The sequence below is a fragment of the Pseudomonas sp. K2I15 genome (assembly GCF_002204795.1).
In the GTDB taxonomy this organism is placed as follows: domain Bacteria; phylum Pseudomonadota; class Gammaproteobacteria; order Pseudomonadales; family Pseudomonadaceae; genus Aquipseudomonas.
Genome location: NZ_NIXO01000006.1, coordinates 86,498 through 113,474, shown reverse-complemented (window position 1 = coordinate 113,474; position 26,977 = coordinate 86,498). Strand labels below are relative to the sequence as shown.

General features: G+C 60.3%; 23 protein-coding genes. 14 read left to right on the top strand and 9 right to left on the bottom strand.

Annotation, left to right across the window (positions count from 1 at the left end; genetic code table 11):
* Positions 1-120: 120 nt before the first annotated feature.
* The 4 genes from CEC48_RS06535 (at position 121) to CEC48_RS06520 (ending at position 3,239) form a co-directional block, all read left to right on the top strand.
* On the top strand, positions 121-483 hold the full coding sequence (locus tag CEC48_RS06535; protein ID WP_088422994.1) for an ArsC family reductase: 363 nt from the start codon (positions 121-123) through the stop codon (positions 481-483).
* A 33-nt stretch (positions 484-516) separates the two neighbouring features.
* Complete coding sequence (gene dapD / locus CEC48_RS06530; RefSeq protein ID WP_088422993.1) at positions 517-1,551, top strand: 2,3,4,5-tetrahydropyridine-2,6-dicarboxylate N-succinyltransferase; 1,035 nt, start codon at positions 517-519, stop codon at positions 1,549-1,551.
* A gap of 69 nt (positions 1,552-1,620) precedes the next feature.
* Positions 1,621-2,826, top strand: a complete 1,206-nt coding sequence (locus CEC48_RS06525; RefSeq protein WP_088422992.1) for an aminotransferase class V-fold PLP-dependent enzyme — start codon at positions 1,621-1,623, stop codon at positions 2,824-2,826.
* A complete protein-coding gene (locus CEC48_RS06520) occupies positions 2,823-3,239 on the top strand; it encodes a SufE family protein (protein WP_088422991.1) in 417 nt (138 codons plus the stop codon). The genes CEC48_RS06525 and CEC48_RS06520 overlap by 4 nt, the downstream gene beginning before the upstream one ends.
* On the opposite strand, the gene tcdA is transcribed toward CEC48_RS06520, so the two are convergent.
* Positions 3,226-4,035: a tRNA cyclic N6-threonylcarbamoyladenosine(37) synthase TcdA gene (tcdA, locus tag CEC48_RS06515; RefSeq protein ID WP_176438679.1), complete on the bottom strand. Its 810-nt coding sequence runs from the start codon at positions 4,033-4,035 to the stop codon at positions 3,226-3,228. The genes CEC48_RS06520 and tcdA overlap by 14 nt on opposite strands.
* Before the next feature lie 218 nt (positions 4,036-4,253).
* Between tcdA and CEC48_RS06510 the strand changes: the two genes are divergently transcribed.
* From CEC48_RS06510 to CEC48_RS06495, 4 genes are all read left to right on the top strand, one after another.
* Entirely contained in the window at positions 4,254-6,848 is a 2,595-nt protein-coding gene (locus tag CEC48_RS06510; RefSeq protein WP_088422989.1) for a glycosyltransferase, read from the top strand.
* Between the two features lie 183 nt (positions 6,849-7,031).
* On the top strand, positions 7,032-8,183 hold the full coding sequence (gene dapE, locus CEC48_RS06505) for a succinyl-diaminopimelate desuccinylase (protein WP_088422988.1): 1,152 nt from the start codon (positions 7,032-7,034) through the stop codon (positions 8,181-8,183).
* Positions 8,183-8,992, top strand: coding sequence for a putative RNA methyltransferase (locus CEC48_RS06500; RefSeq protein ID WP_088422987.1), 810 nt, complete (start codon positions 8,183-8,185; stop codon positions 8,990-8,992). Before dapE ends, CEC48_RS06500 begins: the two co-directional genes overlap by 1 nt.
* Positions 8,993-9,069: 77 nt before the next feature.
* Positions 9,070-9,447 carry a hypothetical protein gene (locus CEC48_RS06495; protein ID WP_010176770.1) on the top strand — a complete coding sequence of 126 codons (378 nt, stop codon included), beginning with the start codon at positions 9,070-9,072 and terminating at the stop codon, positions 9,445-9,447.
* 142 nt (positions 9,448-9,589) lie between these two features.
* Here the strand turns inward: CEC48_RS06495 and CEC48_RS06490 are convergent, their stop codons facing one another.
* Complete coding sequence (locus CEC48_RS06490; RefSeq protein WP_032891681.1) at positions 9,590-9,799, bottom strand: cold-shock protein; 210 nt, start codon at positions 9,797-9,799, stop codon at positions 9,590-9,592.
* 192 nt (positions 9,800-9,991) lie between these two features.
* Between CEC48_RS06490 and plsB the strand changes: the two genes are divergently transcribed.
* Genes plsB through CEC48_RS06475 form a run of 3 tightly spaced genes read left to right on the top strand, consistent with a single transcriptional unit; the run spans position 9,992 to position 13,666 of the window.
* A complete protein-coding gene (gene plsB / locus CEC48_RS06485; RefSeq protein WP_088422986.1) occupies positions 9,992-12,496 on the top strand; it encodes a glycerol-3-phosphate 1-O-acyltransferase PlsB in 2,505 nt (834 codons plus the stop codon).
* 51 nt (positions 12,497-12,547) lie between these two features.
* Positions 12,548-12,949 (top strand): YbaY family lipoprotein, encoded by a 402-nt coding sequence (locus tag CEC48_RS06480; protein ID WP_017479432.1) that lies wholly within the window; start codon positions 12,548-12,550, stop codon positions 12,947-12,949.
* Between the two features lie 27 nt (positions 12,950-12,976).
* A complete protein-coding gene (locus CEC48_RS06475; RefSeq protein ID WP_088422985.1) occupies positions 12,977-13,666 on the top strand; it encodes a DUF4197 domain-containing protein in 690 nt (229 codons plus the stop codon).
* Between the two features lie 410 nt (positions 13,667-14,076).
* On the opposite strand, the gene CEC48_RS06465 is transcribed toward CEC48_RS06475, so the two are convergent.
* Both CEC48_RS06465 and CEC48_RS06460 read right to left on the bottom strand, forming a co-directional pair.
* Positions 14,077-17,142 carry an efflux RND transporter permease subunit gene (locus tag CEC48_RS06465; protein ID WP_088422983.1) on the bottom strand — a complete coding sequence of 1,022 codons (3,066 nt, stop codon included), beginning with the start codon at positions 17,140-17,142 and terminating at the stop codon, positions 14,077-14,079.
* Between the two features lie 6 nt (positions 17,143-17,148).
* Positions 17,149-18,249: an efflux RND transporter periplasmic adaptor subunit gene (locus tag CEC48_RS06460; RefSeq protein ID WP_088422982.1), complete on the bottom strand. Its 1,101-nt coding sequence runs from the start codon at positions 18,247-18,249 to the stop codon at positions 17,149-17,151.
* A gap of 92 nt (positions 18,250-18,341) precedes the next feature.
* Between CEC48_RS06460 and CEC48_RS06455 the strand changes: the two genes are divergently transcribed.
* A complete protein-coding gene (locus CEC48_RS06455; RefSeq protein ID WP_088422981.1) occupies positions 18,342-18,980 on the top strand; it encodes a TetR/AcrR family transcriptional regulator in 639 nt (212 codons plus the stop codon).
* 829 nt (positions 18,981-19,809) lie between these two features.
* Here CEC48_RS06455 and CEC48_RS06450 read toward each other — a convergent pair.
* From CEC48_RS06450 to colR, 5 genes are all read right to left on the bottom strand, one after another.
* The gene (locus CEC48_RS06450; protein WP_008433604.1) at positions 19,810-20,040 is read right to left on the bottom strand and encodes a hypothetical protein; all 231 of its coding nucleotides are present in this window, start codon (positions 20,038-20,040) and stop codon (positions 19,810-19,812) included.
* Complete coding sequence (locus CEC48_RS06445) at positions 20,040-20,756, bottom strand: lipopolysaccharide kinase InaA family protein (RefSeq protein ID WP_088422980.1); 717 nt, start codon at positions 20,754-20,756, stop codon at positions 20,040-20,042. Before CEC48_RS06445 ends, CEC48_RS06450 begins: the two co-directional genes overlap by 1 nt.
* 4 nt (positions 20,757-20,760) lie before the next feature.
* Positions 20,761-21,441: a class I SAM-dependent methyltransferase gene (locus tag CEC48_RS06440; RefSeq protein ID WP_088422979.1), complete on the bottom strand. Its 681-nt coding sequence runs from the start codon at positions 21,439-21,441 to the stop codon at positions 20,761-20,763.
* Positions 21,442-21,629: 188 nt separating this feature from the next.
* Positions 21,630-22,910, bottom strand: coding sequence for a HAMP domain-containing sensor histidine kinase (locus tag CEC48_RS06435; protein WP_088422978.1), 1,281 nt, complete (start codon positions 22,908-22,910; stop codon positions 21,630-21,632).
* Complete coding sequence (gene colR / locus CEC48_RS06430; RefSeq protein ID WP_003208587.1) at positions 22,900-23,583, bottom strand: two-component system response regulator ColR; 684 nt, start codon at positions 23,581-23,583, stop codon at positions 22,900-22,902. Before colR ends, CEC48_RS06435 begins: the two co-directional genes overlap by 11 nt.
* 201 nt (positions 23,584-23,784) lie before the next feature.
* Here colR and CEC48_RS06425 point away from each other — a divergent pair, with 201 nt between their 5' ends.
* Together CEC48_RS06425 and CEC48_RS06420 are read left to right on the top strand one after the other, a co-directional pair.
* The gene (locus CEC48_RS06425) at positions 23,785-25,734 is read left to right on the top strand and encodes an LTA synthase family protein (protein ID WP_088422977.1); all 1,950 of its coding nucleotides are present in this window, start codon (positions 23,785-23,787) and stop codon (positions 25,732-25,734) included.
* 55 nt (positions 25,735-25,789) lie between these two features.
* The gene (locus tag CEC48_RS06420) at positions 25,790-26,512 is read left to right on the top strand and encodes a phosphatase PAP2 family protein (RefSeq protein WP_088422976.1); all 723 of its coding nucleotides are present in this window, start codon (positions 25,790-25,792) and stop codon (positions 26,510-26,512) included.
* Positions 26,513-26,977: the final 465 nt, after the last annotated feature.

Here is a 26,977-nt window from a genome sequence, read left to right as displayed (position 1 = left end):
TGGCCTTTGCACAAAAGTCGCACGGGGCAACACGCAGTTGTGACGAGCGGCGCCGAAAGCCGCTGGCCATGGCATAATCCGTGACCTTTCATCTGTGTCAGCCCAAAGGGGGGCAATTCCTTGACCGATTCAAGCAAAACGTTGCACCTTTTCGGCATCAAAGCCTGCGACACCATGAAAAAGGCGCGCACCTGGCTCGATGAACACGCTGTCAGCTATGAGTTTCATGATTACAAAACGGCCGGTATCGACCGCGAACACTTGACCCAATGGTGCAATGAGCACGGTTGGCAGGTGGTTTTGAACCGTGCGGGCACCACCTTTCGCAAACTCGAAGACGAACGCAAAGCCGATCTCGACCAAGCGAAAGCCATTGAATTGATGCTCGCGCAACCCTCGATGATCAAGCGACCCGTGCTTGATCTCGGTGACAAAACCCTGATTGGCTTCAAGCCAGATAGTTATTCGGCGGCCCTCAAGTAGGCCAGCCCACTCCATTTTTGTAGAGGTAACAGCATGTCCAATTCCCTGTTCAGCCTGGGCTTCGGCGTCGGCACTCAGAACCGCCAAGGTGCTTGGCTGGAAGTGTTTTACGCACAACCGCTGCTCAATCCATCGGCTGAAATCATCGCTGCCATCGCGCCTATCCTCGGTTACAGCGAAGGTAACCAGGCGATCACTTTCACCGTCACCCAGGCCCTGCAACTGGCTGACGCGCTCAAAGGTGTCGACGCCGCCCAAGCTGCGCTGTTGAGCCGCCTGGCTGAAAGCCACACCCCGCTGGTTGCCACGCTGCTGGCCGAAGACGCCGCGCTGACCTCCACGCCTGAGGCCTACCTCAAGCTGCACCTGCTGTCCCATCGCCTGGTCAAGCCACACGGCCTGAACCTGGCCGGTGTGTTCCCGCAACTGCCCAACGTGGCCTGGACCAGCCAGGGCGCGATCGACATCAATGAGCTGGCCGAGCGTCAACTGGAAGCCCGCCTGCGTGGCGAGCTGCTGGAAGTGTTCTCGGTGGACAAGTTCCCGAAAATGACCGACTACGTGGTACCGAGCGGCGTGCGTATCGCTGATGCCGCGCGGATCCGCCTGGGCGCCTACGTGGGCGAAGGCACCACCGTGATGCACGAAGGTTTCGTCAACTTCAACGCCGGCACCGAAGGCCCGGGCATGATCGAAGGCCGCGTGTCGGCTGGCGTGTTCGTCGGCAAGGGTTCGGACCTGGGCGGCGGTTGCTCCACCATGGGCACCCTGTCGGGCGGCGGCAACATCGTGATCAAGGTGGGCGAAGGCTGCCTGATCGGCGCCAACGCCGGTATCGGTATCCCGTTGGGCGACCGCAACACCGTGGAATCGGGCCTGTACGTCACCGCCGGCACCAAGGTTGCGCTGCTGGACGAGCAGAACAATCTGGTCAAAGTGGTCAAGGCGCGTGAGCTGGCCGGCCAACCGGACCTGCTGTTCCGCCGCAACTCCGAGACCGGTGCCGTGGAGTGCAAAACCCACAAATCGGCCATCGAACTGAACGCAGCGCTGCACGCTCACAACTAAGCAGCGACTCGATGCCACTAACGGCCCACACCTTCAGGGTGCGGGCCGTTTATACGAGCTTTGATCACCATGCTTGTGCCCTCTCCCTGGCGCGCTGACTTTCCGGCCATCGCCACCCTGCAACGGCAAGACCAGACCTATCTGGACAACGCCGCCACCACGCAAAAACCTCAAGCCTTGTTGGACGCCATCAGCCATTACTACGCCAATGGCGCAGCCAATGTGCACCGTGCCCAGCATTTGCCGGGCGCCCATGCGACCCAGGCCTTCGAGGACAGTCGCAGCAAGGTGGCGCAGTGGCTGAACGTCGGCGACGACGGGCAAATCATCTTCACCCACGGCGCGACTTCTGCGCTGAACCTCCTGGCTTATGGCCTGGAGCACCTATTCAAGCCGGGCGACGAGATTGTCATCAGCGCCCTGGAGCACCACGCCAACCTGCTGCCATGGCAGCAACTGGCCAAACGTCGCGGGCTGGAACTGGTGGTTTTGCCGCTTAACGATGACGGCTTGATCGACCTGAAAGTTGCCGCCGAGTTGATAGGCCCGCGTACCCGGTTGCTGGCGGTGAGCCAACTGTCCAACGTGCTTGGCGCGTGGCAGCCGTTGCCGCAGCTGTTGGCGTTGGCCAAGACCCACGACGCACTAACAGTGGTCGATGGCGCCCAAGGCATCGTCCATGGTCGCCATGACATGCAGGCGCTGGGCTGCGACTTCTATGTGTTTTCCAGCCACAAACTCTACGGCCCGGACGGCGTCGGCGTGCTGTATGGCCGCACTGAAGCCTTGCATCACCTGCGCCATTGGCAGTTTGGTGGCGAGATGGTGCAACTGGCTGACTACCAAAGCGCCAGCTTCCGCCCCGCGCCCCTGGGCTTCGAAGCCGGCACACCGCCAATCGCCAGCGTCATCGGCCTGGGGGCAACCCTGGATTACCTGAGTTCCCTGGACCAGCAAGCGGTGACGGCCCACGAAGCCGCCCTGCACGACTACCTGTTGCGCGGCTTGCAAGCGCGCAATGGCGTGCGGCTGCTGGGTTCGCCGCAGGTGGCCCTGGCCAGCTTTGTGGTGGACGGCGTACACAATGCCGACCTCGCCCACTTGCTGACCGAACAAGGGATTGCCGTACGCGCCGGCCATCATTGCGCGATGCCGCTGCTCAAGCAGATGGGATTGTCGGGGGCGATTCGGGTGTCGCTGGCGCTGTACAACGATTCCGATGACCTGGAGCGCTTTTTTGAAGCGCTGGATCAGGCACTGGATATGTTGCGATGAGCTTGCCGACGGAAGCCGTTGTCGCGCTGGAAGCGTTTCAGGCGGTCGGCAGTTGGGAACAACGGGCCCGCCTGCTCATGCAATGGGGCGAGCGAATGCCCGTCTTGCCGGATGAAGACAAGGTCGACGCGAACCTGGTACAAGGCTGTGAAAGCCTGGTGTGGCTGGTGGGGCGCTTGCAGGACGGCCACTGGCAGTTTGCCGCCAGCAGCGATGCACGGCTGATTCGCGGGCTGGTGGCGTTGTTGCTGGCGCGGGTTAACGGCTTGTCTGCCGCCGAACTGCAAGCCGTCGACTTGCCCGGCTGGTTTGACCAACTGGGCCTGTCGCGGCAGTTATCGCCGTCGCGCAGCAATGGGTTGAATGCGGTGTTGCAGCGGATGCGGCAACTGAGTTCAGCTACGACGCCTTGACCCGATCCGAAGGCCGGCGCACCCCGGCCACAATCTTGTCCACCGCCTTGGTCGCCGCCACCATGCCAAACGTCGCGGTAACCATCATCACCGCGCCAAACCCGCCGGCGCAGTCCAGCTTCACGCCATCACCGACAAAACTTTTCTGCAAACAAATGCTGCCGTCCGGCTTGGGATAACGCAGTTGTTCGGTGGAGAACACGCAGGGAACGCTGTAATGGCGGGTCACGGTGCGGGAGAAACCGTAGTCGCGGCGCAGGGTGGAGCGCACTTTCGACGCCAGCGGATCGTTGAACGTACGGTTCAAATCACACACCTGAATCAGCGTCGGATCAATCTGCCCACCCGCGCCGCCGGTGGTGATGATCTGAATCTTGCGGCGCTTGCACCAGGCAATCAGCGCGGCCTTGGCATTAACGCTGTCGATGCAGTCGATCACGCAGTCAATATTGGGCGTGATGTACTCAGCCATGGTCTCGCGAGTGACGAAATCCGCCACCGCATGCACGGTGCAGTCCGGGTTGATGCCTTTCAGACGCTCGGCCATGACCTCGACCTTGGCCTTGCCCACCGTGCTGTCCAGCGCATGCAACTGACGGTTGCTGTTGCTGACGCACACATCATCCAGGTCAAACAGCGAAATCTCGCCCACGCCGCAGCGGGCGATGGCTTCCGCCGCCCAGGAGCCCACACCGCCCACGCCGACGATGGCCACATGGGCCGCCTTCAGGCGTTCCAGGCCTTCAATGCCATACAAGCGGGCGACGCCGGCAAACCGTGGATCTTCTGTACTCATGACCATTACCCCAAAAACCGGCGCGCATTATAGGGCGTTGCCGCGACAAGTTCGACGCATCCAGCTACAAGTAAAGAACTTAGGTGAACTTTCGCTGCCCAATGTCCGGTTTTTCTCGGCCTGCTGTACGGTCAGTGAAAGGCCGGTGTAGGATGCGCGCCGTTCGGCGTAGGCCGACACCTCTTTTCGTTCCACACCTTTTGGAACCCGAAATAGCCATGTCATCGCGTAAATTTGGACTCAACCTGGTGGTGGTGCTGGCAATTGCCGCGCTGTTCACCGGCTTCTGGGCGCTGATCAACCGCCCGGTCAATGCCCCTAACTGGCCTGAGCAGATCTCCGGTTTTTCGTACTCGCCGTTCCAGCAAGGCCAGTACCCACAGAAAGACCAGTATCCGACCGACGATCAAATGCGTCAGGACCTTGCGATCATGAGCAAGCTGACGGACAACATCCGTACCTACTCGGTCGACGGCACCTTGGGTGATATTCCCAAGCTGGCGGAAGAGTTCGGTTTGCGGGTGACGCTGGGGATCTGGATCAGCCCGGACCTTGAGCGCAACGAACGCGAGATACAGCGCGCCATCGAGATCGCCAACAGTTCGCGCAGCGTAGTGCGCGTGGTGGTGGGTAACGAAGCGTTGTTCCGTGAAGAAATCACTCCCGAAGCGCTGATCGTGCTGCTGGACCGTGTGCGCGCGGCCGTGAAAGTGCCGGTGACCACGTCCGAGCAATGGCACATCTGGGAACACAACCCGCAACTGGCCAAGCACGTCGACCTGATCGCCGCGCACATCCTACCGTACTGGGAACATATCCCGGTGGACAAGGCCGGCCAGTTCGTCCTCGACCGCGCACGGGACCTGAAGAAGACCTTCCCGAAAAAGCCGCTGCTGCTGTCGGAGGTTGGCTGGCCGAGCAACGGGCGGATGCGTGGCGGTTCTGACGCCTCCCCGGCTGACCAGGCGATTTACCTGCGCACGCTGGTCAACAAGCTGAACCGCCAGGGCTACAACTACTTCGTGATCGAAGCGTTTGACCAGCCGTGGAAAGCCAGCGACGAAGGTTCGGTGGGCGCCTATTGGGGCGTGTTCAACGCCGCGCGCCAGCAGAAATTCAACTTTGATGGCCCGGTCGTTGCGATCCCGCAATGGCGAGTGCTGGCGATCGGCTCGGTGGTGCTTGCGCTGCTGTCCCTGACCTTGCTGATGATCGACGGCTCGGCCCTGCGCCAGCGTGGCCGTACGTTCCTGACCTTTATCGCCTTCCTGTGCGGCTCGGTATTGGTGTGGATCGGCTACGACTACAGCCAGCAATACAGCACCTGGTTCAGTTTGACGGTGGGTTTCCTGCTGGCACTCGGCGCCCTGGGCGTGTTTATCGTGTTGCTGACCGAGGCACATGAACTGGCGGAAGCGGTCTGGACCCACAAACGCCGGCGTGAATTCCTGCCGGTTGAAGGGGACTCGGACTACCGCCCGAAAGTCTCGATCCACGTGCCGTGCTACAACGAGCCGCCGGAGATGGTCAAACAGACCCTCGACGCCCTGGCCGCCCTCGACTATCCGGACTACGAAGTCCTGATCATCGACAACAACACCAAGGACCCGGCCGTATGGGAGCCGGTGCGCGACTACTGCGAAACCCTGGGCCCGCGCTTCAAGTTCTTCCACGTCTCGCCCCTGGCCGGTTTCAAGGGCGGCGCGCTGAACTACCTGATCCCGCATACCGCCAAGGATGCCGAGGTGATCGCGGTGATCGACTCCGATTACTGCGTGTCGCCGAACTGGCTCAAGCACATGGTGCCGCACTTCGCCGATCCGAAAATCGCCGTGGTGCAGTCGCCACAGGATTATCGCGACCAGAACGAAAGCACCTTCAAGAAGCTCTGCTACGCGGAATACAAAGGCTTCTTCCATATCGGCATGGTCACCCGCAACGACCGTGACGCGATCATCCAGCACGGCACCATGACCATGACCCGCCGTTCGGTCCTGGAAGAGTTGGGCTGGGCTGACTGGTGCATCTGCGAAGACGCCGAGCTGGGCCTGCGGGTATTCGAGAAAGGCCTGTCGGCGGCGTATTACCACGACAGCTACGGCAAGGGCCTGATGCCCGATACCTTTATCGACTTCAAGAAACAGCGTTTCCGCTGGGCCTATGGGGCGATTCAGATCATCAAGCGTCACACCGCAAGCCTCTTGCGCGGCAAGGACACCGAGCTGACCCGTGGCCAGCGCTACCACTTCCTCGCGGGCTGGTTGCCGTGGGTGGCAGACGGCATGAACATCTTCTTCACCGTGGGCGCCCTGTTGTGGTCGGCGGCGATGATTATCGTGCCGACGCGGGTTGACCCGCCGCTGCTGATTTTCGCGATCCCGCCATTGGCGTTGTTCGTGTTCAAGGTCGGCAAGATCATCTTCCTCTACCGTCGTGCGGTGGGTGTGAACCTGAAAGATGCGTTCTGTGCGGCGCTGGCCGGGTTGGCGTTGTCCCACACCATCGCCAAGGCGGTGCTGTATGGCTTCTTCACCACCAGCATTCCGTTCTTTCGCACACCGAAAAACGCCGATAACCACGGTTTCTGGGTCGCGATTTCCGAAGCCCGGGAAGAGATGTTCATCATGCTGCTGCTGTGGGGCGCGGCACTGGGGATTTACCTGGTGCAGGGCCTGCCGAGCAACGACATGCGCTTCTGGGTGGTGATGTTGCTGGTGCAGTCGCTGCCGTATGTGGCGGCGCTGATCATGGCGTTCCTGTCGTCGCTGCCGAAACCGGCAGCACCAGAGCCTGCGCCCGCCCCGGCGGCGTAAAATCTCGCGCAATGCACTAAACGGCGGCCTCTGGCCGCCGTTTTGCTATAAGATAACGGCCATTTGTGGGAGCGGGCTTGCTCGCGAATGCATCACCTCGGTCTGGCTGGCAGACCCAGTTGCCTGTATTCGCGAGCAAGCCCGCTCCCACATGAGCCCAGACATGCTTCCGGAGTTATTTTCATGACGGCCCACGCCGACCTTTCGCCGACCCTCCAACTCGCTATCGACCTGATCCGTCGCCCGTCGGTGACGCCGATCGACGCCGATTGCCAGAAGCTGATGATGCAGCGCCTGGGCGACGCCGGTTTTGCGCTTGAGCCGATGCGCATCGAGGATGTGGATAACTTTTGGGCCACCCACGGCAAACACGAAGGCCCGGTATTGTGCTTCGCCGGCCACACCGACGTGGTGCCGACCGGTCCGGTAAAGGCCTGGCAGAACGATCCGTTCGACGCGCTGATCGATGAAAACGGCATGCTGTGCGGGCGTGGCGCGGCCGACATGAAAGGCAGCCTGGCTGCGATGCTGGTCGCCTCCGAGCGCTTCGTGACCGACTACCCGGACCACAAGGGTTCGGTGGCATTCCTGATCACCAGCGATGAAGAAGGCCCGGCGCACCACGGCACCAAGGCCGTGATCGAACGCTTGGCGGCCCGCAAGGAGCGCCTGGACTGGTGCATCGTCGGCGAACCGTCGAGCACCACCCTGGTGGGCGATGTGGTCAAGAATGGCCGTCGTGGCTCCCTCGGCGCCACCCTGACCGTGCGCGGCGTGCAAGGCCACGTGGCCTACCCGCACCTGGCAAAGAACCCGATCCACCTGGCCGCTCCGGCCCTGGCCGAATTGGCCGCCGAGCATTGGGACGATGGCAACACCTTCTTCCCGCCCACCAGCTTCCAGATCTCCAACCTCAATTCCGGCACCGGCGCCACTAACGTGATCCCGGGTGACCTGACGGCGGTGTTCAACTTCCGTTTCTCCACCGAGTCCACGGTTGAAGGCCTGCAGCAGCGGGTCGCGGCGATTCTCGACAAGCATGGCCTGGACTGGCATGTGGAGTGGGCACTGTCGGGCCTGCCGTTCCTCACCGAGCCGGGCGCATTGCTCGATGCGGTAGCCGCCAGCATCAAGGCCGTCACCGGCCGCGAGACCAAGGCGTCCACCAGCGGCGGCACCTCTGACGGGCGCTTCATTGCGACCCTCGGCACCCAGGTTGTGGAACTGGGCCCGGTCAACGCGACGATCCATCAGGTCAACGAGCGCATTCTGGCCAGCGACCTCGATGTGCTGACCGAAATCTACTACCAGACCCTGATCAAGTTGCTCGCCTGATGCTCGCTTGCCCCATTTGCAGCGCACCGCTCCATGAAGTGGACAACGGCGTGGCCTGCCCGGTAGGGCACCGTTTCGACCGCGCGCGCCAGGGTTACCTGAACCTGTTGCCGGTGCAGCACAAGAACAGCCGCGACCCGGGCGATAACCTGGCGATGGTGGAAGCGCGCCGCGACTTTCTCAACGCCGGGCATTACGCCCCGGTGGCCAAGCGCCTGGCCGAACTGGCCGCTGAACGCAAACCCCAACGCTGGCTCGACATCGGCTGTGGCGAGGGTTACTACACCGCACAGATCGCCGATGCCCTGCTGCGCGCCGACGGCTACGCCCTGGATATTTCCAAGGAAGCGGTCAAGCGCGCCTGCAAACGCAACCCCACGGTGACCTGGTTGATCGCCAGCATGGCCCGTGTGCCGTTGGCCGATGCCAGCTGCCAGTTCCTTGCCAGTGTATTCAGCCCGCTGGACTGGCTGGAGGCCAAGCGCCTGCTCAGCCCGGGCGGCGGCTTGATGAAGGTCGGCCCTACCCGCGGCCACCTGATGGAACTGCGCGAGCGTTTGTACGACGAAGTGCGCGAGTACACCGACGACAAACACCTGGCGCTGGTACCGGACGGCATGAGCCTGCAACACAGCGAAACCCTGGAGTTCACGCTCAGCCTGGCCGACCCCAAGGATCGCGCCAATCTGCTGGCCATGACACCCCACGGCTGGCGTGCCAGTGCCGAACGCCGGGCCCAGGTGATCGAGGCCGCCGAACCGCTGCTGGTCACTGTGTCGATGCGCTACGACTATTTCGTGCTTCAATAACCCATTATTTTGTGGGCCTCTGGGGCCTGCGCTGAACCCGCGAATGGATTTTCAAAATCCCGCAATGAGGAACATCCATGCGCCAACCTGATATCGAGATTTACCTCAAGGACGCCGACGTCGACCACAAGGCCATCGCCGCCTGGCTGGGCGCCGCACTGGGCCCGTGCACCGATTGGGTCCAGCGCGGCCAGACCTACAAGTGCACCGCCGGCAGCGTGCCGGTCACCTGGCTGCCCAAAGCCGTAGGCAAATGGAACAGCCTGTACCTGGAAAGCGACCAGACCCCGTGGGAAGACGACATCGCCTGCGCCCGCGCAGCTTTTGCCGCGCTGAACGTCGAAGTGCGTTGCGCGCCGGGTAGCTGGGTTGAGGAAGAAGGTGAAGAAAGCGCGGATACCTGGATTCGTATCAGCGAAGACGGTGAAGAGCAGATCACCTGGAAAACCGCCTGATCTGACGCTGTGAACCCAATCAAAAATGTGGGAGCGGGCTTGCTCGCGAATGCAGTGTGTCAGTCACCTGAGTATCAACTGACACGCCGCTTTCGCGAGCAAGCCCGCTCCCACAGGGGTTATGCGGTGTCGCTGCAATTGTTTACAGCCCAACCACATCCTCAGCCTGCAAGCCCTTCTCGCCCGTCACCACGGCGTATTCCACCTGCTGGCCTTCAGCCAACGAACGGTGCCCGTCACCGCGAATGGCGCGGTAGTGCACAAACACGTCCTTGCCGTCTTCCCGCTGAATAAAGCCGTAGCCCTTGGCGTCGTTGAACCACTTCACATTACCGGTTTCGCGCGTTGCCATCTGTTTTGCTCCCACATGCTTTTTATAAGTACGTTTATTGTTGAGTCGTCGCAGTTGAACTGCCGAGTATAAGACAGGCTCAAAAAGCTTCAACTCAAGATTACTTCGCCGCTTTTTTGCCGATTTTCGGCTAATACTGCACACTAGCGCCCCGAGCATCTGCTCGGTTTTTCCCACTAAAGCAGAAGACGTATGACCCGTTCTCCCTTTCGCCGTCTGGTATTTGGCACCTTGCGCCGGCTGTTGTACCTCTGGGTTCGCTCAGAGACGATCAACCAGTCGTCCCTTACCCTGAACCTCGACCGCAGCCGTCCGGTGTTTTACGTCCTGCAATCCCCGTCCCTCACCGAGTTGGCGGTGGTTGATACCGAATGTACCAAGGCCGGCCTGCCGCGCCCGGTGCTGCCGGTATCGGTGGGCCCGTTGATGGAGCCGGCGGCCTTCTTCTACCTGACGCCCGACCCCGACTGGCTCGGCCGCCAGGACAAGCGTGGCGCACCACCCACCCTGACCCGCCTGGTGGACGTGCTCACTGAACACGCCGAAGAGAATGCACAGATCATTCCAGTCAGCGTGTTCTGGGGCCAATCGCCCGACAGCGAGTCCAGCCCCTGGAAACTGCTGTTTGCCGACAGTTGGGCGGTCACCGGCCGCCTGCGCCGGCTGCTGAGCATCCTGATCCTGGGCCGCAAGACCCGAGTGCAATTCTCCGCGCCCATCAACCTGCGTGAATTGATCGAGCACAATAAAGGCCACGAACGCACGGTGCGCATGGCCCAACGCATCCTGCGGGTGCACTTTCGCAACCTGAAAACCGCAGTGATCGGCCCCGACCTGTCCCACCGGCGCAACCTGGTCAAAGGCCTGGTCAACATGCCGCTGGTGCGCCAGGCGATCCTCGACGAAGCCGAACGCGAGAAAATCACCCCTGAAAAAGCCAAGGCCCAGGCCCTGCGCTACGGCAACGAGATCGCCTCGGACTACACCTACACCGCCATCCGCTTCCTGGAAGTGGTGCTGAGCTGGTTCTGGAACAAGATTTACGACGGCATCAAGGTCAACAACATCGAAGGTGTGCAAAAAGTCGCCCAGGGTTACGAGGTGATCTATGTGCCGTGCCATCGCAGCCATATCGACTACCTGCTGCTGTCGTACCTGCTGTTCAAGAACGGCCTGACCCCGCCGCACATCGCCGCCGGGATCAACCTGAACATGCCGGTGATCGGCAGCCTGTTGCGCCGTGGCGGGGCGTTTTTCATGCGCCGCACCTTCAAGGGCAACCCGCTGTACACCTCGGTATTCAACGAATACCTGCACACCCTATTCACCAAGGGTTTCCCGGTGGAGTACTTCGTCGAGGGCGGACGTTCGCGCACTGGGCGCATGCTGCAACCCAAGACCGGAATGCTGGCGATTACCCTGCGCAGCTTCTTGCGCTCCTCACGCATGCCCATCGTGTTTGTGCCGGTGTACATCGGCTATGAACGGGTGCTGGAAGGCCGCACTTACCTGGGCGAGCTGCGCGGCGCGAGCAAGAAAAAAGAGTCGATTTTCGATATTTTCAAAGTGGTCGGCGCCCTCAAGCAGCGTTTTGGCCAGGTCGCGGTGAACTTCGGCGAACCGATCAAGCTGGCTGAGTTCCTCGACAGCGAGCAGCCCGACTGGCGCTCCCAGGAACTGGGCCCGAACTACAAGCCGGCGTGGCTCAACGAAACCACCAACCGCCTCGGCGAGCGCGTGGCGCAACACTTGAACGAAGCGGCGGCGATCAACCCGGTGAACCTGGTGGCGCTGGCGCTGCTGTCCACCACCCGTCTGGCCCTGGATGACCAAGCCATGGCGCGCCAGCTTGACCTCTATCTGGCCTTGTTGCGCAAGGTGCCCTATTCGCCCCATACCACCTTGCCCGAAGGTGATGGCCAGGCGCTGATCAATCACGTCAAGGACATGGACCTGCTGTCGGAACAGAGTGATGCCCTCGGCAAGATCCTCTATCTGGACGAGCAAAACGCCGTCCTGATGACCTACTACCGCAACAACGTGCTGCACATCTTCGCCCTGCCGGCGCTGCTGGCGAGTTTCTTCCAAAGCAGCTCGCGCATGAGCCGCGAACAGATCCTGCGCTACACCCGCGCACTCTACCCGTACCTGCAATCAGAGCTGTTTATCCGCTGGTCGCTGGACGAGCTGGACGCGGTGGTCGACCAGTGGCTGGAAGCCTTCGTCGAACAAGGCCTGCTGCGCTTCGAGAACGAGGTGTACCTGCGCCCGGCCCCGAGCTCACGGCACTTTGTGCTGCTGACGCTGCTGTCCAAAAGCATCGCCCAGACCCTGCAACGCTTTTACATGGCCATCTCGCTGCTGCTCAACAGCGGCCAGAACAGCATCAGCGCCGAAGAGCTGGAAGACTTGTGCACCGTCATGGCCCAGCGCCTGTCGATCCTGCACGGCCTGAACGCCCCGGAGTTCTTCGACAAGAGCCTTTTCCGACATTTTATCCAGACGTTGCTGGAGCAAGATGTGCTGCGCCGCGACGAGGCCGGCAAGCTGAGCTATCACCCGCTGCTGGGTGAACTGGCCGAAGGCGCGGCCAAGCGCGTGTTGCCGGCGGAGATTCGCCTGTCGATTCGCCAGGTGGCCCTGCATCGCAATGAAGACGCGGCCGACACGCCCGTCGTACCAGAAGAAACGCACTAGAGTGACCGAGGCGCCAGGGTGTTTCTGGCGCCGCTGACAAGGAGCTGCACCATGAAAAAAATCATCCTCCTGGGTCTGACCGCCCTACTGGGAGCCTGCCAGACCATGAGCCCCGCGCCCAAAGCCAGCCTCGATGGCGAAGTGTTCTACCTGCAACGCATCGCCCTGCCGCCCGCCGCCACCTTGAGTGTGACCCTGCAAGACGTGTCCTTGATGGACGCCCCGGCCGTGACCCTGGCCGAGCAGAAAGGCCCGGTGAAAGGCCAGGTGCCGCTCCCCTTCCACCTGAGCTACGATCCGGCCCAGGTCAAACCTGGCCACAGTTACTCGGTCAGCGCTCGCATCGAACTGGATGGCAAGCTACTGTTTATTACCACCGAACGGCACTCTGTGCAGTTGAACGGCCAGGACCCACAACCGCTGCGCGTACGCGTGGATGCGGTTGCACACTGATTAAAAATCGAACATAAGGAAGCGCCCATGCTCCGTAACTCCCTTCGCCTCACTGCCCTGTGCGCCGGCCTGCTGCTCGGCGCCAACGCGATGGCCTTGTCCCTCGGCAGCCTGTCCCAGGGTGACGCCACCGGCGGCCTCAAGGACGCACTGACCCAAGGCGCGCAGATTGCCGTCAAACAACTGGGCGTGCCCGGTGGTTTCAGCAACAACCCCGAAGTGAAGATCGGCCTGCCGGGCAAGTTGGGCAAAGTCGCCGACAAGTTGAAAATGTTCGGCATGGGTGACCAGGTCAACCAACTTGAAGCCAGCATGAACAAGGCCGCCGAGTCTGCCGTGACCCAGGCTCAGCCGATCCTGGTAAACGCTGTGAAAAACATGAGCGTGACCGACGCCAAGGGCATCCTCACCGGTGGCCAGGACTCGGCAACCCAGTACCTGAACAAAAGCAGCCGCGACGAGATCCGGGCCAAGTTCCTGCCGATCGTCAAGGCCGCCACCGACAAGGTCGGCGTTGCCCAGCAGTACAACGCCCTCGCGGGCAAGGCGGCCACCTTTGGCGCGATTGATGCCAAGAGTGCAAACGTCGAAAGCTACGTGACCGAGCAGGCACTGGACGGGTTGTTCAAGATGATCGCCCAGCAGGAAGAGACCATTCGCAAGAACCCGGCAGCGGCCGCTACCAGCTTGGCGAAGAAAGTCTTTGGCGCGCTGTAAAACGTAACGCAGGCCAATAAAAACGCCCTGAACGATTCAGGGCGTTTTCATGTCTGCCGGACCTCAATCCACCACACCCGGGCACAGTGCCATTTTCAGTAGCGAATCGGCCTGCTGGCGTGCGATTGCGAGGTTACAGAGATCGCGTTGCTGTTCAGGTTGTTATTGTCATTGTTGATAGTGATGTTCACATCAGGGTTGCGATTTGAATGGTGGCGACCAAACCCATTCGCCAAACCCATCAGTTGCAATGGCAATGTCAGTAAATTTAACAGCATACATACCCCTTGATATCTGTCTGTGGACCCATCCTCTGCGACCTGTTCGCCAGAAGACATCACCTGCCTATCAGGTAACCCCTATGTGGCAATTGGGCCGCAATGGTTCCTTCGCCCGATACGCCAAGGCCTTCACGCCGCGTCTTTGCGAACCCTGAACCAGGCCGCATACAACGCCGGCAGGAACAACAGCGTCAACGCCGTCGCCACAATCAACCCGCCCATGATCGCCACCGCCATCGGCCCGAAGAACACGCTGCGTGACAGCGGGATCATCGCCAATACCGCCGCCAGGGCAGTCAATACGATCGGCCTGAAGCGGCGCACCGTCGCCTCGATAATCGCCTGCCAGGGTGCCAGGCCGGCCTTGATGTCCTGCTCGATCTGGTCCACCAGGATCACCGAGTTACGCATGATCATGCCCGACAGTGCGATGGTCCCCAGCATCGCCACGAACCCAAAGGGTTGGCGGAACACCAGCAGGAACAGCGTTACCCCGATCAACCCCAACGGCGCCGTCAGAAAGACCATCGCCGTGCGCGAGAAGCTGCGCAGTTGCAGCATCAGCAAGGTCAGCACCACCACGATAAACAGCGGCACACCGGCCTTGACCGAGTTCTGGCCACGGGCGGAATCCTCCACCGTACCACCGACGTCCAGCAGATAACCGTCCGGCAGTTCAGCGCGCACGCCTTCCAGCGTCGGCAGGATCTGCTGCACCAGGGTTGCCGGTTGTTCCTTGCCGTAGATATCGGCGCGGATGGTCACGGTCGGCAGGCGGTTACGGTGCCAGATGATGCCTTCTTCAAAGCCGTATTCCAGGGTCGCGATCTGCGACAGCGCGACGCTTTTGCCGTTGTCGGTCGGCACCGCCAGGCTTGGTAGCAGCGACAGTTCAGTGCGCTCGTGAACGGTGCCGCGCAGCAGGATTTCGATCAACTCGTTGTCCTCGCGGTACTGGCTGACGGTGGAACCGGTGAGGGAACTCTGGAGGAATTTCGACAGATTGGCGGTGCTCACACCGAGGGCGCGGGCACGGTCCTGGTCGACGTTGAGGTAGACGACTTTGCTCGGTTCTTCCCAGTCCAGGTGCACGTTGACCACGTGGGTATTTTCGCGAACCTTGGCCGCCACTTTCCGCGCCAGGGCCCGGACTTCTTCGATGTGCTCGCCGGTCACCCGGAACTGCACGGGGTAGCCAACCGGCGGGCCGTTTTCAAGGCGCGTGACCCGCGAGCGCAGGTCCGGGAACTGTTCGTTGAGGGTCTCGATCAGCCAGGTGCGCAGGCTTTCGCGCTCCTCGATGGTCTTGGCCAACACCACAAACTGCGCAAAGCTGGCGGCCGGCAGTTGCTGGTCCAGCGGCAGGTAGAAACGTGGCGAGCCCGTACCGACATAGGCAACATAGTTTTCAATGCCAGCATGTTCCTTGAGCAGACCTTCCAGGCGTTTGACCTGGTCAGCCGTGTTGCTCAGGGACGCGCCTTCAGCCAGTTTCAGGTCGACCATCAGTTCCAGTCGCCCGGAAGCCGGGAAGAACTGCTGGGGCACAAAACGGAACAGTGCCACCGAGCCGATAAACAGCAGCAAGGTCAGAACGATAACCGTCTTGCGCCGACGCACGCACCACTCCACCAGGCGTCTTACGCGCTGATAGAACGGCGTGCCGTAGGGATCCGGACCATCGGTGCCATGCTTGGCCGCATGAATCTTCGCCAGGTCCGGCAGGAGTTTTTCCCCCAGGTACGGCACAAACACCACCGCCGCGACCCAGGAAGCCAGTAGCGCGATGGTCACCACCTGGAAGATCGAACGGGTGTATTCGCCGGTGCTCGATTGCGCCGTGGCAATCGGCAGGAAACCCGCCGCCGTGATCAGCGTACCGGTGAGCATCGGGAAGGCGGTGCTGGTCCAGGCAAAACTGGCGGCCTTGAGCCGGTCGTAACCCTGCTCCATTTTGATCGCCATCATTTCCACGGCGATGATCGCGTCGTCTACCAGCAGGCCCAGTGCAAGCACCAACGCGCCAAGGGAGATTTTATGCAGGCCGATGCCGAGGTAATACATGGTGGCAAAGGTCATAGCCAATACCAGCGGAATCGCCAGGGCGACCACCATGCCCGTGCGCACACCGAGTGAGAAGAAGCTCACCAACAACACGATCGCCAGCGCTTCCGCCAGCACCTGGACGAATTCGCCGACACTGGTTTTCACCGCCGCCGGTTGGTCCGACACCTTGCGCAGCTCCATGCCGGCAGGAAGGTTCTTCTGCAAGCGCGCGAATTCGCCTTCCAGGGCCTTGCCCAGTACCAGGATATCGCCGCCATCGCGCATGGCCACGGCCAAGCCGATGGCGTCGTCGCCCATGTAACGCATGCGCGGCGCCGGTGGGTCGTTGAAGCCGCGATGAATCTCGGCCACATCACCAATGCGGAACGTGCGATCACCGACGCGGATCGGGAAGTCGCGAATTTCTTTAACCGTTTTGAAGTTGCCGGAAACCCTTAACTGCACACGCTCGCTCGGGGTTTCAAAGAAGCCGGCGGTGGACACCGCGTTCTGTTCCTGCAGCGCCTGTTGCACCGCTGCCAGCGGCAAGCCGAGGGTGGCTAGCTTGAGGTTGGACAGCTCGATCCAGATCTTCTCGTCCTGCAGACCCAGCAACTCGACCTTGCCCACATCCGGCACCCGTTGCAGTTGAATCTGGATGCGGTCGGCGTAGTCCTTGAGCACGGCGTAATCGAAACCGTCACCGGTCAGGGCGTAGATATTGCCGAAGGTGGTGCCGAATTCATCGTTGAAAAACGGGCCCTGAATATCCGGCGGCAAGGTCTGGCGAATATCGCTGATCTTCTTGCGCACTTGGTACCACAGGTCCGGGATCTGCGCGGAATGCATCGAGTCCCGGGCCATGAAAGTGACCTGGGATTCGCCGGGGCGCGAGAAGGACACGATGCGCTCGTAGTCGCCGGTCTCCATCAGTTTCTTCTCAATACGCTCGGTGACCTGGCGCGAGACTTCCTGGGCGGTCGCCCCTGGCCAGTTGGTCTTGATCACCATGGCCTTGAAGGTAAACGGCGGGTCTTCGCTTTGTCCCAGCTTGGTGTAGGACAAGGTACCGACCACCGCCAGCAGGATCATCAGAAACAGTACGATCTGGCGATTACGCAACGCCCATTCGGAAAGATTGAAACCCATCGGGGACTACTCCTTGGCCGCCAGACTTACCACTCGGTTGGCGCGATCCACCGGGCGCACTTGCTGGCCCTCATGGAGTACATGCACACCGGCTGCGATCACCCAATCGGTAGGGTTCAAGCCTTCCAGCACCGGCACGGTTTTCTCGCCAAAGGCGCCGATGCGCACCGGTGTACGCTTGAGGGTATTGTCGGGCTGCACCACCCAGACGTAGGACGCACCGTTCTCCGCACTGAGGGCAGACAGCGGCACCGCCAGGGGAATCAGGCCGTCAGCCTGTATGAATACGCGGGCGCTCTGCCCCAGTTCCGCAGGCACCTTGCCACCGGTGAAGGCGACACGGGCGGCGAAGGTTCGCGACTTTGGATCAGCGGCGGGCGACAGTTCGCGGATGCGGCCGTTAAAGCGCTGGTCGGGCTGGCTCCACAACTCTACGGATACCGGCTGGCCAATCTTGAAGCGCCCGAAGCTTTGCTCCGGCAGGCTGATCAATACTTCCCGCTCGCCGTCGGTGGCCAGGGTAAACACCGTCTGCCCGGCAGACACCACTTGGCCCACTTCCACCGCACGCTTGGCAACGACGCCATCTTGGGGCGCCCGCAGCACCGCGTAACCGGCCTGGTTATTGGCCACGTCGAATTCGGCCTTGATCTGCTTGAGGCGAGCCTCACCGGATCGGTAGAGGTTTTCGGAATTGTCGTACTGGGAGCGGCTGACCATCTGACGGTCCATCAGGGTCTTGTAGCGGTCACGCTCGGCGCGCACCAGGCTCAGGTTGGCTTCAGCGGCGGCGACCTGGGCGCGGGTAGCTTCCAGTTGCAGGCGCACGTCCTGGGGATCGAGTTCTGCCAGCGCCTGGTTGGCCTTGACGCGCTCGCCCTCCTCGACCAGTCGTCGGCTGACTTTGCCGCCAATGCGAAAGGCCAGGTCGGGTTCGTAGCGGGCACGCACCTCGCCCGGGTAGCTATCGGACGCCTGCGCCGAAGGCTCTGGCTGAACCACCATGGCCGGGCGGACGGTGGTTTGAGCGGCTTCTTCATGGCCACAGGCAGCCAACAGGAGTAGCAAGCTGGCAGGCAACGCGAGTGGCAGGAAATAGCTGCGCATGCTGAAGGACCTTTCGCTAATGGTGCTAGGAATAATTATACTGGCCAGTATGTTATTAATACCAAACTCACCAGTCCAGTAATAAAGTGAAAATGTCCGACAATCCTGTAAATACCAATAGCCCCGGGCGTCCCAAGGACATGGCAAAACGCCAGGCGATCCTCGATGCGGCGAAGATCCTGTTTTTGAGTAATGGGTATGCCAGCACCAGCATGGATGCTGTGGCGGTGGAGGCCGGGGTGTCGAAGCTGACCGTGTACAGCCATTTCACCGACAAGGAGACGCTGTTCTCGGCGGCGGTGGTTGCCAAGTGCGAAGAGCAGTTACCGGTGATGTATTTCGAGCTGCCCGAGGGTATGCCGGTGGAAAAGGTGCTGCTCAATATTGCTCGCGGGTTTCATGTGCTGATCAACAGCGAGGAATCGGTGAATCTGCATCGCCTGATGATGACCTCCGGCAGCCAGGATCCGAAGTTGTCGCAGATCTTTTTCGAGGCCGGGCCGATGCGCATGTTGCAGGGGATGGAGCGGCTCCTCGGCAAGATTGATCAGAGTGGCGCACTGAGTATTCCCAAGCCGCTGACCGCCGCCGAGCACTTTTTTTGCTTGCTCAAGGGCACGGCGAATTTTTGTTTGTTGTATGGGTGTGGCGGGCAGTTGAGTGCTGAGGCGGCTGAGGAGCATGTGCAGGAGGTGGTGGGGTTGTTTATGCGGGCTTATCGGGCTTTTTGAACGGAGTACATATCCGTTTTTTTGGTAAGGGCTGATATGGGTTCCGCTCTTACAGCGGCTCACTTTTGAACAGCGCAAAAGTAAGCAAAACGCTCTTGCCCCACCACTCGGCACCTCGCTTGGGCTCGGTGTGCCCTCAGCTCCGGTAGTACTACGCGGGCCGCCGCGACGGGGCGTCCCTGCCCCGTCGCGGCTAAACCGGCGTCCTGCCGGTTTACCCGCTCCGTACTACCTGCGTTCGGCCAGCGTGGTTTAACGGGGCGCCTAAGATCAAGATCAACAGCAGATCAAGAACACAGCGGCCTACCGGCCGGCTTGAGTGGTGTAGAGCAAAAGCAAAATCAAAAGCTAAAGCGGGCACGGTCCAAATGTGGGAGCGGGCTTGCTCGCGAAGGTCGTTAACGATGACGCTGGCATCCTGAATGAACGCGGCGCCCTCAGGTTTTTCGCGAGCAAGCCCGCTCCCACATAAAAGCAGCTCTGCTTTCGCTCTGGACCTTGCCCTTGCCCTTGCCCTTGCTTCTAACACTCAGGTCGGCTTTCAGGCCTCCGTGTTCTTGATCTGCTGTTGATCTTGATCTGCGGGCCCCATCAACCACGATGGCCTTCGTTCCGGCATGCCGAGCCTAGGCGAGGCACCGAGTGGTGGGGCAAAGCGTTTTTTGGTTACTTTTTTAGGCGTTTGTAAAAAAGTGACTCGCTGTAAGAGCGAAACCATAAGAAGCCGTTACCGCAGTAACGGATATGTACACGATCAACCAACCCCAAAACCCAAGCCCAAATAAAAGGCCTCGAACTAGCGAGGCCTTTTATTTGGGCTTCAATCTCTTCAACTTTGTGGCCTCATCCCTTGGGACATCCCAAACATGAACAACAACAACTCATGATCAGGCTTGGCCGCAACACCGACCTTGGCGATCCGCGGCATCGGGCATTGCTGCCCGACACCCTGCACCGCACTGAGGACTTGTGTCCGGGGCTGCTCCCAAGCAGCCAGGGCCAGGGCAGCTATGCCCAAAGCCCCCAACAGAAACAAACCTCGTGCAATTTCTAGCTTCATTACGTTAAACCCTTGATAGCGCTGCCAAACGCCGTCTCGTAAAAGTAGCTCAGTTTCTGCCAGTCCGTAGAGTTCCACGACGAATGGCGGCGCAACTGCAACATGTCATGCCGAGCCGCCCGCAAAGCGGTCAAACGCTGGCGGCACTTCTCGAAATCCAGCAGCGCCACTTCAACCTTGGCCGAGTCGCCCTTGCCCGTCACGCGTACGAAAATATGCTTGGCATACAGACAACCATGCTGCCAACGGCCCTTGTGCATACGCGCCAGGGTTCCGGCCAGTTCCTTGAGCAGGCGCTCGTGCACCAGCTCGCCATACTGCTCACGACCACCAGCGGCGTACCAGTTTTCGATCTCGTCGAAACCGTCCAGCGACGCCGTCACCAACAACGCCTTCCATTGGTGCTCCGGGTCGCGGCGGGCTTCGCAGAACACCAGTTCCGGCACGCGTACATCCAGCAAACGCAAACCATTGATTGCATCACGCTCGCGTAACACGGTGGGACGCCCAAAAGGATGAAGCCAACTGCGGTAGATATGGCCGGTCTGGCGCTTGCTGTAGAGCAAACGACCATTGGTGCCCATCACCCGTTGCACACCACTTTCACCGCCACGACGACGATTGGGTTCCTCGACCCACTCGCCCTGCTGGCGCCAGAAATAATCAAATCGCTCCTCGGGAGCCACTTCACTACCTGCTAAACACTCGACAGCCATCCTGTTACCTCTTGCGCAATACATACACTCGCCACATGGCGTAGAGCGGTATGAAGTCCAGTGATTCATGAACACGGAAACCGGCCTGTTCAAACTCTGCCTCAACAGTAGCAGCCGGTAACACGAACCGATTTTGGTAACCCTCTTGCTCACCTTTGATCCGACGCCGCACTTCGGCACGTTTGCGTTTCCAGGCCTTGAAGTTGCCGTCCACCCACAGCGAGATAATCACGCTGTCACGGGTAACACGCTGAAATTCACGCAGTATCGCCAGCCTGTGCTCGGGGTCACCAATGTGGTGCATCAAGCGCATGCAAAAAATGCTGTCGACCGCGTTATCCGGCAAATCGATATCAAAGGCAGACGTTTGCAAGGTGCGTACCCGCTTCACCACATCCGCCGGTTGGGCGACGGTGGCGATCTTCAACATCGACTCTGAATTGTCGGCGCCGATGATCACGCGGTTGGGCTTTTCTGCCAGCAGCGGCCAGAAACGCCCGGCCCCACAGGGCAAGTCCAGCACCAGGCCAGGCTCACCGGCCATGGCCAATGCACCACGCGCCAATTGCTCGTCGCGTTTGTGGGACAACCGGCGAGCCAGATTGTCCTGATGTTTGAGCAAATAATTCTGCGCGTGCTGATCGTCGTACTTTTCGGAAAATTCGAGCTTGATCGGAGTAGGCATCAACGGGTCCCCAGTTACTAATGCCTACAACCTTAAGCAGCACCCTGTGATCAACAGGTCAACACATTGTGAAAAACTTGTCCTGTCGAATCGTATACATTACAAAACTTTGCAGATACAAGTCGTGGCATGGTGCCATCTTCGGCGAAAAACGGGGAGTCTGCCGCACGATAGCGGCAGGGTAGGCATCAGGCTTTGACCTGACTCAACTCGACATGAAAGCGGCAGCCGTTGGGCTCCATGGTACTGAGGCTGACGCTCCAGCCCTGGTTCTCGCAAATGCGCTGGACCAGGGACAAACCCAGGCCCAGGCCTTCGCCGCGTTTTTCACTGCCGCGCACAAACGGCTCAAACATCGCTTCGCGCTTGTCTTCAGGAATCCCGACACCGGAGTCCTCCACCACAAAGCCGCTCGGCTCGAGGGTGAGACGGATAAAGCCGTGCTCGGTGTAATGCAGCGCATTACGCAGAAGATTGCCCATCACCGCGTGCAGGAAGGTCGCGTTGTAGCGGGTATCCAGGGGATTACCCGGTTGATAAACCAGCTCAAGGCCTTTGCCCTCGATCTGCTCACGCCAGATCCCCAGCAGATCGTCGGCCACCTGCGCCAGGTTAGCCTGGGGCGACATGCCGGCCTCTTCGCGCTGGGCACGGGCCAGCATCAGGAAGGTCTGCACCAGTTCGCGCATTTCTTCACAGGCCCGGGCGATGCGTTCGACCTGGTTGCGGCCGCGCTGATCAATCGCCGGGTTCTCCAGCAACAGTTCACAGGAACTGGCGAGCACCATCAACGGGGTGCGCAACTCGTGGCTGACGTCGCTGGTAAACAGTTGCTCCCGGGACAATGCCTGGCGCAAGCGGCCCAGGGTCGCGTCGAAGGCCACTGCCAACTCACCCACTTCATCCGCCGCGTAATCCGGGGCCAGGGGCGGCGCCAGGCCGAGTAATTGGTCTCGATGACGCACCTGGCGAGCCAGGCGAACCACCGGTGCCATTACCTTACGGGCCAGTATCCAGCCGAGGAATACCGCCAGCGCCAGGCTGAGCACGAAACCCACCAGCACTACGGCAAATAGCACGCGCTCGCGTTCTTCGAAATCGCTCTGGTCTTGCAGCAGGACATAGCGGCGGCCGTCGACGATTTCGACCATCGCGTGGTAGGAAAGCTGCTCGCGGAACACCTCATGAAAACCTGCGTCCAGGTGACGCAAGTCCTTGGGCAGCTCGAAATCACCGGGGCCGCCGCTGAAGTAGAACAACTGGTCTGGCTCGGGACGATGGCTCCAGTCCTCGACGCTGTCCATCAGCAGCAGGCGTTGCAAATCACCGCCCAGGCCTGCCGAAATGAGTTTTTCTTCCACCAGGTGCACGGTAGCGACGATGCCCATGGCGAAGGCCCCCGCCACCAATGCGCTCATCAAGGCAAAGGCAATGATGATCCGTTGGGCAAGGCTTTGCTTAAACTCCATCACGACCCTCGGCCAAGCGATAACCCACACCGTGCACCGTTTGCAGCAACGGTTTGGCGAAGGGTTTATCAATCACCTGACGCAGTTGATGGACGTGGCTGCGCAAGCTGTCGCTGTCCGGGCAGTCATCGCCCCACAGGGCTTCTTCGAGAATTTCGCGGCGCAACACGTGAGGGCTTTTTTGCATCAGCACCGCCAGCAGCTTCAGGCCGACCGGGTTAAGCTTGAGCAGGCGCCCTTCGCGGGTGACTTCCAGGGTGTCGAGGTCGTAATTCAGGTCACCGACTTGCAAGGCACGGCGACCGCCGCCCTGGGCACGACGCAGCACCGCTTCGATGCGCGCGGCCAATTCCGACAGCGCAAACGGCTTGAGCAGGTAGTCATCGGCGCCGGACTTGAAGCCCTGCAGCCGGTCATCCAATTGGTCGCGGGCGGTGAGCATGATCACCGGCGTGTCGCGGCGTGCGTCTTCACGCAGGCGTTTGCACAGGGTGTAGCCATCAATGCCAGGCAGCATGATGTCGAGCACGATCAGGTCGTAATGTTCAGTGGCAGCCAGGTGCAGGCCCGACAAACCGTCCTGCGCACAGTCTACGGTGTAGCCCTTCAGCCCCAGGTAATCGGCCAGGTTGGCCAGAATATCGCGGTTGTCTTCAACCAATAAAATTCGCATGGGCAGTGTCTCCGTACGCGGTAACGGCCGTGTTGGCTCGCGCAGCTTAAGGCCAAGTATGGCTCACGGCTAGGCCTGAAGGCCGCGTCGATTACTGTTTTCAACCAATTGCGGGACTTAACGAGTTTTTCACTATAGGTTCACAACCTGACTACAGTGTCAGCGCGAAGATCGCGCCCATCGAAAATAAGGAACGTTGACATGGGTTTTCCAAAAACGGCGCCAATGCGCTATTTGCTGTTGGTGACCGGTGCCTGGCTGGTTATTTTTCTACTGACCCGCATTCTGCTGCTGGTGACCCACCTGGACGAAGTGAGCGGTAACCTGCTGCCGGTATTCGGCGTGGGGCTGCTCTATGACCTCGGCTTCCTGGCCTATGCCGCCCTGCCCCTGGGACTGTACCTGTTGCTGTGCCCGCCGGCGTTATGGCGCCGCCGGGGCCATCGCTGGTTCCTGCAAGCGGTACTGACCGTCAGCCTGTTCGCCATGCTCTTCACCAGCGTGGCCGAATGGTTGTTCTGGGACGAGTTCGGCGTGCGCTTCAATTTTATTGCCGTGGATTACCTCGTTTACTCCAAAGAGGTGCTGAATAACCTGCTGGAGTCTTACCCGATTGGCAAACTGCTGAGCCTGCTGGCGGTGATGGCGATCGTCTTGAGCCTGGCCTTGCGTAAGCCGTTCAACGCGGCCATGACTGCGCCATTGCCTGCGATGCGCAAACGCCTGCTCAACGCCCTCAGCCTGTTGTTGGTGGCCGGCCTGAGCCTGCAACTGATCAATCAGGACAGCCCGCGCAGCCAGGGCGGCAACGCCTACAACAATGAACTGGCGAGCAATGGCCCCTATCAGTTCTTCGCCGCCTTCCGTAACAACGAGCTGGACTACAACCAGTTCTACAAGAGCCTGCCGGCCGACGTGGTCGCCAAGCAGTTGCGCGCCGAACTCAGCGAACCCAATGCAAAGTTTATCGGCACTGACCCGCTGGATATCCGTCGCACCATTACCAACCCGGGCACACTGCGCAAACCCAATATTGTGCTGGTGACCATCGAAAGCTTCAGTGCCAAGTACATGGGCAGTAACGGCGACGCGAATAACCTCACACCCAACCTCGACGCGCTGCGCAAACAGAGCCTGTACTTCAATAACTTCTACGCCACCGGTACCCGCACCGACCGTGGCCTGGAAGCAATCACCCTGGCCATCCCGCCAACGCCCGGGCGCTCCATCGTCAAACGCATCGGCCGGGAAAGCGGCTTCGGGAGCCTGGGCCAACAGCTCAATGCCGTTGGCTATGACAGCGTGTTTGTCTATGGCGGCCGTGGCTACTTCGACAACATGAACGCGTTTTTCAGCGGCAACGGTTACCGCGTGGTCGACCAGAGTAGCGTGCCTGAAGCCGAAATCAGCTTCAAAAACGCCTGGGGCATGGCCGACGAAGACCTCTATAAACAGACGCTGAAACTGGCAGACGCCGACTACGCCAAGCAGCAACCATTCCTGCTGCAACTGATGACCACCTCCAACCACCGCCCGTACACCTACCCGGCAGGCCGCATTGATATCAAATCCGGCGACGGTCGCGATGGCGCAGTGAAGTACACCGACTACGCCATCGGCCAGTTCCTGGAGGCGGCGCGCCAGAAGCCATGGTTCGATAACACGATCTTTATTTTCGTCGCCGACCACACGGCCGGCAGCGCGGGCAAGGAGGACCTGCCCATGGTCAATTACCAGATCCCGCTGTTCATCTACGCACCCAAGTTGATCGAGGCCGGGGAAAACGCCAAGTTGGCGAGCCAGATCGACCTGGCGCCGACGCTGCTGGGCTTGCTCAACCTGAGCTACGAGTCGACGTTTTTTGGCCGCAACCTGCTGCTAGACAACCCGCTGCCGCCACGTGTGGTGGTCGGTAACTACCAGTACCTGGGCTTGTTCGACGGCAAGGACCTGGCGATTCTCAGCCCACGCCAAGGCCTGCGTCGCCATGACCAGGCACTGGGCGACAGCCATGAAACCCGGGTTGGCAGCGATGACCCGTTGATCCAGCGGGCCATCACCTACTACCAAGGCGCCAGTTACGGCTACAAACAACAGTTGCTGAGCTGGAGGGTGCCCAAGGCTGAGGCTCCTGCGGTGAGTACACGCTAACCAAAATGCCCCGGCCAGGTCTGACCGGGGCTTTTTTTTAAAGTCCGAGTTCACCATGCAAACAATCGCTGTTCGCCCGGTTTCCAAACCCCTCAACTTTTGGCTGTGCCTGGGAGTGCCTGCCATTCTGGCGGTAGCCATGCTGCTGCTGGAGCTGACGTCGCTGGACATGGACGTGGCCAAATTGTTTTACAACGCCTCCGAAGGCGGCTTTGTGGGCCGGCATAGTTTCTTTCTGGAGGACATTCTTCACGATCGCGCCAAGCAGATGGTGATCGTGTTTTCGGTGTTGGCGATCGCCGGGTTTGCCGGGGCGTTTGTTGTTGAGCGGCTTAAACCCTATCGCCGGGAACTGGGTTGCCTGGTGCTGTCGTTGGCGCTGGCCACTTCGTTTGTTTCGCCATTGAAGACGGTGACCGGGGTGCAATGCCCGTGGAGCGTCAAGGAGTTTGGTGGCCAGGAGACTTACAGCGAACTGCTTAGCCCCCGGCCGCCTACGGACAAGCCGGGGCGTTGCTGGCCGGGCGGGCATGCCGCGACTGGGTTTGCGTTGTTTGCACTGTTTTTTGCACTGCGGGATCGCCGGCCGCGAATGGCGCGCTCGGCATTCATGTTTGCGCTGGGCCTGGGCACGGTGCTTTCAGTGAGCCGCACGATGCAGGGCGCGCATTTTCTTTCGCATAACGTGTGGACGGCGATTTTCAGCTGGGTGATTTGTTTGGGGGCGTATTACTTTCTGCTGTACCGGCCGCAGAAGGTTGCGGTTAAGGCGGGGTGAATATCCGTTATTGCGGTTAGGCCCGCTATGGGTTGCGCCCTTACGGCGGGGCACTTTTGAAAATCAAACGCAGCCGCGGTCCACTACTGTAGGAGCGAGCTTGCTCGCGAAGGTCGTTAACGATGACGTTGGCGGTCTGAATGAACGCGACGCCCTCAGGTTTTTCGCGAGCAAGCTCGCTCCTACAGACGAGCAGCTTTTGATTTTGATCTGACCGCCCTATTCAGCCCGAGGCCGAACGTAGGTATTGAGGAGCGGCTAAACCGGCAGGACGCCGGTTTAGCCGCGACGGGCCGTCGACAGGTCGAGGCAGGAGCGTTTTGGGTTACTTTTGGCGCTCTTCCAAAAGAGACTCGCTGCAAGAGCGAAACCAATATCGGCCAGTACAAAAATAACGGATATGTACGCCAAGAAATCGTACCCATAAAAAAACCCCGCCTGCATCGCTGCAGGCGGGGTTTTTCA

Excerpts from the sequence above, each read along its gene's own strand:
- CEC48_RS06475 (WP_088422985.1), top strand. The coding sequence starts at position 12,977 with ATGCTCCGTAACTCCCTTCGCCTCACTGCCCTGTGCGCCGGCCTGCTG.
- plsB (WP_088422986.1), top strand. The coding sequence starts at position 9,992 with ATGACCCGTTCTCCCTTTCGCCGTCTGGTATTTGGCACCTTGCGCCGG.
- dapD (WP_088422993.1), top strand. The coding sequence starts at position 517 with ATGTCCAATTCCCTGTTCAGCCTGGGCTTCGGCGTCGGCACTCAGAAC.
- CEC48_RS06480 (WP_017479432.1), top strand. The coding sequence starts at position 12,548 with ATGAAAAAAATCATCCTCCTGGGTCTGACCGCCCTACTGGGAGCCTGC.
- CEC48_RS06525 (WP_088422992.1), top strand. The coding sequence starts at position 1,621 with ATGCTTGTGCCCTCTCCCTGGCGCGCTGACTTTCCGGCCATCGCCACC.
- tcdA (WP_176438679.1), bottom strand. The coding sequence starts at position 4,035 with ATGAGTACAGAAGATCCACGGTTTGCCGGCGTCGCCCGCTTGTATGGC.
- CEC48_RS06450 (WP_008433604.1), bottom strand. The coding sequence starts at position 20,040 with ATGAAGCTAGAAATTGCACGAGGTTTGTTTCTGTTGGGGGCTTTGGGC.
- CEC48_RS06465 (WP_088422983.1), bottom strand. The coding sequence starts at position 17,142 with ATGGGTTTCAATCTTTCCGAATGGGCGTTGCGTAATCGCCAGATCGTA.
- dapE (WP_088422988.1), top strand. The coding sequence starts at position 7,032 with ATGACGGCCCACGCCGACCTTTCGCCGACCCTCCAACTCGCTATCGAC.
- CEC48_RS06435 (WP_088422978.1), bottom strand. The coding sequence starts at position 22,910 with ATGGAGTTTAAGCAAAGCCTTGCCCAACGGATCATCATTGCCTTTGCC.
- CEC48_RS06455 (WP_088422981.1), top strand. The coding sequence starts at position 18,342 with ATGTCCGACAATCCTGTAAATACCAATAGCCCCGGGCGTCCCAAGGAC.
- CEC48_RS06440 (WP_088422979.1), bottom strand. The coding sequence starts at position 21,441 with ATGCCTACTCCGATCAAGCTCGAATTTTCCGAAAAGTACGACGATCAG.
- CEC48_RS06520 (WP_088422991.1), top strand. The coding sequence starts at position 2,823 with ATGAGCTTGCCGACGGAAGCCGTTGTCGCGCTGGAAGCGTTTCAGGCG.
- CEC48_RS06495 (WP_010176770.1), top strand. The coding sequence starts at position 9,070 with ATGCGCCAACCTGATATCGAGATTTACCTCAAGGACGCCGACGTCGAC.
- CEC48_RS06500 (WP_088422987.1), top strand. The coding sequence starts at position 8,183 with ATGCTCGCTTGCCCCATTTGCAGCGCACCGCTCCATGAAGTGGACAAC.
- CEC48_RS06425 (WP_088422977.1), top strand. The coding sequence starts at position 23,785 with ATGGGTTTTCCAAAAACGGCGCCAATGCGCTATTTGCTGTTGGTGACC.
- colR (WP_003208587.1), bottom strand. The coding sequence starts at position 23,583 with ATGCGAATTTTATTGGTTGAAGACAACCGCGATATTCTGGCCAACCTG.
- CEC48_RS06490 (WP_032891681.1), bottom strand. The coding sequence starts at position 9,799 with ATGGCAACGCGCGAAACCGGTAATGTGAAGTGGTTCAACGACGCCAAG.
- CEC48_RS06420 (WP_088422976.1), top strand. The coding sequence starts at position 25,790 with ATGCAAACAATCGCTGTTCGCCCGGTTTCCAAACCCCTCAACTTTTGG.
- CEC48_RS06510 (WP_088422989.1), top strand. The coding sequence starts at position 4,254 with ATGTCATCGCGTAAATTTGGACTCAACCTGGTGGTGGTGCTGGCAATT.
- CEC48_RS06460 (WP_088422982.1), bottom strand. The coding sequence starts at position 18,249 with ATGCGCAGCTATTTCCTGCCACTCGCGTTGCCTGCCAGCTTGCTACTC.
- CEC48_RS06445 (WP_088422980.1), bottom strand. The coding sequence starts at position 20,756 with ATGGCTGTCGAGTGTTTAGCAGGTAGTGAAGTGGCTCCCGAGGAGCGA.